Below are 6,000 nucleotides of genomic sequence, written 5' to 3'. Positions count from 1 at the left end.
CGGTCCTTTTTCACTGTGGCAACAGCGTTCGAGCGAAGCGCGGCCCTCAAGGCAGCGAAATCGTCAGGTTCGCCGACTCCGGCCCGACCTTGATCACCTGCGAATACGGCGCGAGCGCCTGCAGCGTCTTGTCCTTCAGGTACGTGTTGAGCCCGAGATATCCGAGCAGCGCGACGAGCGCGAACACGGCACCGATCGCCCATACCGGCACTTCGCGCTTCAACCGGTGCGCGATCTGGTCCGGCAGCGGCCAGTGCGGCGCGAACGGCGCGCGCTTGCCCTTCATGTGCGCGATTTCATCGCCGAGCCGCGCGGTCAGATACGCGAGCTTCTCCGGTCCTTCGAGCAGATACTTGCCCTGGAAGCCGAGCAGCAGGCACATGTGGAACACTTCGAGCGACTGCAGCCGCGCCGCGCCCTGCGCGCGGCAATCCTCGAGATACTGGAAGAACTTCTCGCCCGCGAGCTGCTCGCCGAACAGCACGAGCTGCAGCGGCCGGCGTTCCCAGTCGGCGCGAATCTTGAACTGCGACGACAGCACCATTTCGTCGACGGCCGCGCAATACGCGAACTTCGCGCTGTAGACATCCTCGGCCGCGATGTTCAGCTTCTTCGCGCCGCGCTCGAAATCCGACAGGAATTCCTGGATCTTCGTGCTGAACTCGCTCGCGCTGTCGGGCGCGCGGCCGTTCTTGAGCAGGAACAGCATGAAGAACCCGTCGTACAGCAGGTCGAGCAGCGAACGGGCCTGGAACGCGGCGTCGGTCGACGCCGGGGTATGCAGCGGGGCCGGCGCGTTGTCGCCGAACAGGGAAGGCGCGTAGCTCATGATGTGACCGCGATCAGTTCGAATTTCAGGTCGTTGATGCCAGTCGGCGCATAGATCATCGCGGACTGGGCCTGCAGCATGCGTTCGTACAGCGCGCCGCGCGAATCGAGCGAGAAGTAGCACGCGCCCGGCCGCACGGGGATCGCGGGCGGCACCTGCGGCGTGTACGAGAGCCGCACGCCGGGCATTGCCGACAGCACGAGCTTGTCGACGTCGTCGGGCGCGCCGACCTTGAAGCGGGCCGGCACCGCATCGACGAGCTCGACGCTCGGCATGTCCGCGGACACCGCCAGATAGAACTCGGTCTTGTCGTCGATCTTGCCCGAGTCGAGGCGGCCGAGATGGAACGACGGACGCACCTCGTCGAGCGTGATCGCGAAGTAACGCGTCGAGATCACCGTGTCGAGCAGCTCGCGCAGCATCACGTCGAGACGCGCGAAGCTCGGGCCCGGATCGTCATGGCGATACACGGGCAGGTCGGCGAGCGTGTAGCCCTTCGAGAACGTCATCAGCTGGCCCGCGAGGCGCAGCAGTTCCTGGAACAGCCGCTCCGGATGCAGCGCCGCGTGCTGGTGCAGGTGCGCGAGCGTCGCGAATGCGGCGTTCGCGGTGTGCAGCAGCCAGAACGATGCGATGTCGCCTGAGCGGAATTCGATGATGTTCTTCGACGGCTCGCGGTGGAAACCGTACAGCGCGTTCACCTTCGCCTGCAGCGCGTCGACGAGCTGGCGCAGCCGCTGGTGCAGGATCGGCGACGCCTCGATCGCGAGGCACGGCGGCACGAAGCTGTCGTCGATCTCGAAGCCGGACGTCGCGGTGCGGCGCACGCGCACGAGCGGCACCGAAAGCAGCTGGTCGCGCGGTTCGCTGTGCGCGATCAGCTTGACATGCGTCTTCAGGAACGTGATGTCGGCTTCGGCGGCGTCGGTGAAGTTGTCCGCGACGCTCGTCTGCTCGCTGACGAAACGCGTCATGAAGCCGGCGGCCGGATCGTCGCTGTAATTGGTGCCGTTCTCGCGCAGCGGGTGCAGCGCGAGATAGAACACGAATTCGTTGATGCCGTCGGGCAGCGTGTCCAGCGCGATCGGCGGCGGCAGGTCGTCCGCCTGCGGCGCAGCGTACAGCGCGCCGTCCGGGAACACGAGTGCGAGTTCCGCCACGCGCAGCACGTTGCTGCCGAGCGCGTCGCGGTCGATGCGCACCGAGCGCACGCCCCAGTTGTAAGGCTGGATCGCCTGGATGGACTCGAACAGGCGCGCCTCGTGGTACGCGTCCTGCCGCTGAAAGTGTTGAGGCCGGAGGAACAGCCCTTCTCCCCAAAGCACCTTGGCCGAATAACTCATGTCAAATCCGGTTAATGTGGCGTTGCGATGTAATCGATTTGGTCGTGCCCGAATTAATCGCCAATTTGTTAACTCTTGTTAATTGACATTCGTGCGTCATGCTTAACCGCAGGTGACCGACGAAAGCATATTCAGCGGTTGCGAAGGTGCACCCTGTTGCGGTGCAATGACAGAACCATCGGTGACCGTCATCGCGCAATTATGCAGGCCGATGATTATGCCGGATTTCTCCGACTTCGCCGGGTCGAACGTCAGTTTCCATCGCTGGAGTGCGGGATCGCGGAACAGCGCGACAATGCCGAATGCCTGCGCTTCGCGCGATACCTTTTCGGTCGCCGTATAACGCTGGCCGGGAATCAGCGTGATCTCACGCACGTTCAACAGATCGGCGCCCAGTGCGGCTTTTTCCTTGGTCGGATCGGTGAACGCGTCGAACGGTGCCTGCTGGAACGACGTCGGATCCTTCAGCGCGTAGAGCCTTACTACTAATGCGAGCGGTTTGCGATCGGTCGCGGCATTCAGGTTGGGCGCGGCGGCGAGCGTGAGTCCGATATTGCGCGGCGGCTTCTGGGCATCCGGCAGATCAGGCTTGCCGACGCCGGCGGCCTGCATCACGGCGCTCGCGGCGGAGCCGAGCAACGGGGCGGCCGCGCATCCGGCCAGGAGCGCGCAGGCAATCAGTGGCAGCGCATAGCGAATCATGGACGATCTCATCGTGTTTCCGGCGTGCCGCCTTTTACTCCCCTGTCAATACTGCCGGGTATTTCCGCGTTCGCCGCGGTTGCCTGGCGGATCAGTCGTTCAAATATTAAGCACACGTGCGCTGCGGCACGCGTCCGGAAATTTTTTCCGCCGCCCGGGTGAGGCGCTGTCAAACCAGTAAAACTTGCCAATTTCGATCGAAACAAAAGCCGCTGCGAGGCCGCTGCCAGCGGCGTTTCGAGGGGGTAGCGCACGGATTTAAAAGGAATTACTCTGCACTCAACGATTGAATTATGAAAAATTGATCGGTACTATACCCGCGCGCTTCTTGCAAAGCAAAACAACCAGATTCTCAACGATTTTAATACTCACGCGCCGGTGGATATAACGATGAAAGACCGTCTCTTCGCAAAACTTTCTGGGGTAGTGCTGGCTTGCGGCGTGATCGCCGGTTGTGCGAGCCAGCCGCCGGCGCCGCCGACTGCCGACGTGTTCAACAAGTCGCTGGCCGATGCGGACGCCGTTGCGAAGTCGGGTGACCAGGACAAGGCCCTCGGCCTGTACCAGCAACTCGCGAAGTCGGATCCGACGCGCGAGGAACCGTGGTCGCGCATCGCGCAGATCCAGTTTGCGCAGAATCACTATGGCCAGGCGATCGTCGCCGCGCAGGAAGCACTGCAGCGCGACGCGACCGACCGCCAGGCGAAGAGCGTGCTCGCCGTTGCCGGCCTGCGGATCGCGACGCAGTCGCTCGGCGAACTGCGCCAGGATTCGTCGCTCGCGGGCGATGCGAAGTCCGATGCGCAGGCGCTGGCAAAGCAGTTGCGCGACACGCTCGGCGAATCGGCACTGTTCCCGCCGGAGCAGAAGACGCAAACGCGCAAGGTCGTCCGCCGCCAGATTCATCGTCCGAAGGTCACGGCCACCGCTACAGCGGAAAGCGGCGTGACGCCGCCGCCGCCGACGACGACGTCGGGTGGCGGCGCTGCACAGAAGGGCGGGGCGGATCCGTTCAGCGCGCTGCGCAACTGACCGCAACTGACGCGATAACCACAACTAACCTGGGAGCCGTCGAGATGGCCAAGAAAGAAAGCATTCAGAAAAGCTTGCAGAAAATACGGCCGCCGCGCGTCCAGCTGACCTACGAGGTCGAGAAGGGCGACGCGATCGAGGTGAAGGAACTGCCGTTCGTCGTCGGGGTGGTCGGCGATCTGGCGGGCCAGTCGGAAGTCGAGCAGCCGAAGCTGCGCGATCGCAAGTTCGTCAACATCGACCGTGACAACTTCGACGACGTGATGAAGGCGATCGAGCCGCGCGCCGCGTTCCAGGTGGAAAACCGCCTGAGCCCGGACGGCGGCAAGTTTGCCGTCGACCTGAAGTTCCGTTCGCTGTCGGATTTCAGCCCGGACGAAGTCGTCGAGCAGGTCGAGCCGCTGCGCCGCCTGCTCGAGGCGCGCTCGAAGCTGGCCGACCTGCGCAACAAGCTCGCCGGCAACGACAAGCTCGAGGATCTGCTGTCCGACGTGCTGAAGAACACGCAGCAGCTGCAAGAGCTCGCGAAGGGCACGGGCGGCGACAAAGACGGCGAATGACGACGGAGTGTTGAGATGAACCAGCAAACGGCTGCGGCCCAAGCGAGCGGCGCGGAATACGCCGCCGGGACTTCGCTGCTCGACGATATCGTCGAGAAGAGCAAGGTCGCGAAATCCGATTCCGAGCATGCGCGCGCGAAGGACCTGATCGGCGAACTCGTGCACCAGGTGCTCGACGGCACGGTGATCGTGTCGGACAACCTGTCGGCGACGATCGATGCGCGTGTCGCGGAACTCGACCGCCTGATCTCCACGCAGCTGTCCGCGGTGATGCACGCGCCGGAATTCCAGCGCCTCGAAAGCACGTGGCGCGGGATGGACTACCTGGTCAAGGAAAGCAACACCGGCCAGACGATCAAGATCAAGGCGCTGCACGCACCGAAGCGCGACCTCGTGCGCGACTTCAAGGGCGCGAGCGAGTTCGACCAGAGCGCGCTGTTCAAGAAGGTCTACGAAGAAGAGTTCGGCACGTTCGGCGGCTCGCCGTTCGGTGCGCTGATCGGCGACTACGAGATCTCGCGCCAGCCGGAAGACATGTACTTCATCGAGCAGATGTCGCACGTCGCGGCGGCTGCGCATGCGCCGTTCATCGCGTCGGCATCGCCGGAGCTGCTCGGCCTCGAGTCGTTCTCCGACCTCGGCAAGCCGCGCGACCTCGGCAAGGTGTTCGACACGGTCGAGTACGCGAAGTGGAAGTCGTTCCGCGATGCCGAGGATTCGCGCTACGTGGGCCTCACGCTGCCGCGCTTCCTCGGGCGCCTGCCGTTCAATCCGAAGGACGGCCAGACCGCGGAGAATTTCAACTTCGTCGAGGACGTCGACGGCACCGAACACGACAAGTACCTGTGGTGCAACGCGGCGTGGGCATTCGCGGCACGCCTGACGGCCGCGTTCGACGACTTCGGCTGGTGCGCGGCGATCCGCGGCGTCGAAGGCGGCGGCCTCGTCGAGGATCTGCCGACCCACACGTTCAAGACCGACGACGGTGAAGTCGCGCTGAAGTGCCCGACCGAAATCGCGATCACCGATCGCCGCGAGAAGGAGCTGAGCGATCTCGGCTTCATCCCGCTCGTCCATTGCAAGAACTCGGATTACGCTGCGTTTTTCGCCGCGCAATCGGTGCAGAAACCGAAAAAATACAGCACCGACAGCGCGAATGCGAACGCCGTCCTGTCCGCCCAGCTTCAGTACATCTTCTCGGTATCGCGCGTCGCGCACTACCTGAAGGCGATGATGCGGGACAAGATCGGCAGCTTCGCATCGGCGCAGAACGTGGAGACTTTCCTCAACCGGTGGATTTCGCAGTACGTCCTGCTCGACGACAACGCATCGCAGGAACAGAAGGCGCAATTCCCGCTGCGCGAGGCATCCATACAAGTGTCGGAGATTCCGGGCAAGCCGGGCTCGTATCGTTCGGTCGCGTTCCTGCGCCCGCACTTTCAGCTCGACGAACTCTCGATTTCTCTGCGACTTGTCGCTGATCTGCCCAAACCGGCAAATTCATAAGCGAGTAAATCGCCCGGGCGGGCCGCCT

Annotated in this window: 6 protein-coding genes; 3 read left to right on the top strand and 3 right to left on the bottom strand. The window is 63.5% G+C overall.

Annotated elements, in window-relative coordinates; all coding sequences use genetic code 11:
• Positions 1-46: 46 nt before the first annotated feature.
• The 3 genes from icmH to tssJ all read right to left on the bottom strand — a co-directional run bounded on the left by icmH (position 47) and on the right by tssJ (position 2,886).
• Positions 47-829: a type IVB secretion system protein IcmH/DotU gene (icmH, locus tag PI86_RS07105; protein ID WP_014898261.1), complete on the bottom strand. Its 783-nt coding sequence runs from the start codon at positions 827-829 to the stop codon at positions 47-49.
• Positions 826-2,172: a type VI secretion system baseplate subunit TssK gene (gene tssK / locus PI86_RS07100; protein ID WP_039320281.1), complete on the bottom strand. Its 1,347-nt coding sequence runs from the start codon at positions 2,170-2,172 to the stop codon at positions 826-828. Before tssK ends, icmH begins: the two co-directional genes overlap by 4 nt.
• Before the next feature lie 102 nt (positions 2,173-2,274).
• Complete coding sequence (gene tssJ / locus PI86_RS07095) at positions 2,275-2,886, bottom strand: type VI secretion system lipoprotein TssJ (protein ID WP_039320279.1); 612 nt, start codon at positions 2,884-2,886, stop codon at positions 2,275-2,277.
• Between the two features lie 378 nt (positions 2,887-3,264).
• Here tssJ and PI86_RS07090 point away from each other — a divergent pair, with 378 nt between their 5' ends.
• The 3 genes from PI86_RS07090 to tssC are packed head-to-tail and all read left to right on the top strand — an operon-like array spanning position 3,265 to position 5,972.
• Positions 3,265-3,906, top strand: coding sequence for a tetratricopeptide repeat protein (locus tag PI86_RS07090; protein ID WP_039320276.1), 642 nt, complete (start codon positions 3,265-3,267; stop codon positions 3,904-3,906).
• Positions 3,907-3,950: 44 nt separating this feature from the next.
• Positions 3,951-4,466 carry a type VI secretion system contractile sheath small subunit gene (gene tssB, locus PI86_RS07085; protein WP_014898257.1) on the top strand — a complete coding sequence of 172 codons (516 nt, stop codon included), beginning with the start codon at positions 3,951-3,953 and terminating at the stop codon, positions 4,464-4,466.
• 15 nt (positions 4,467-4,481) lie between these two features.
• The gene (gene tssC / locus PI86_RS07080) at positions 4,482-5,972 is read left to right on the top strand and encodes a type VI secretion system contractile sheath large subunit (protein ID WP_039320274.1); all 1,491 of its coding nucleotides are present in this window, start codon (positions 4,482-4,484) and stop codon (positions 5,970-5,972) included.
• Positions 5,973-6,000 lie beyond the last annotated feature (28 nt).

Source organism: Burkholderia sp. A9 (assembly GCF_000801975.1).
The sequence above is the reverse complement of the archived record's forward strand: the minus strand, read 5'-3'. Positions and strand labels throughout refer to the sequence as shown.

Bases quoted from the DNA above. Each gene is read 5' to 3' on its own strand.
- icmH (WP_014898261.1), bottom strand. From the start codon at position 829: ATGAGCTACGCGCCTTCCCTGTTCGGCGACAACGCGCCGGCCCCGCTG.
- tssK (WP_039320281.1), bottom strand. From the start codon at position 2,172: ATGAGTTATTCGGCCAAGGTGCTTTGGGGAGAAGGGCTGTTCCTCCGG.
- tssJ (WP_039320279.1), bottom strand. From the start codon at position 2,886: ATGAGATCGTCCATGATTCGCTATGCGCTGCCACTGATTGCCTGCGCG.
- PI86_RS07090 (WP_039320276.1), top strand. From the start codon at position 3,265: ATGAAAGACCGTCTCTTCGCAAAACTTTCTGGGGTAGTGCTGGCTTGC.
- tssB (WP_014898257.1), top strand. From the start codon at position 3,951: ATGGCCAAGAAAGAAAGCATTCAGAAAAGCTTGCAGAAAATACGGCCG.
- tssC (WP_039320274.1), top strand. From the start codon at position 4,482: ATGAACCAGCAAACGGCTGCGGCCCAAGCGAGCGGCGCGGAATACGCC.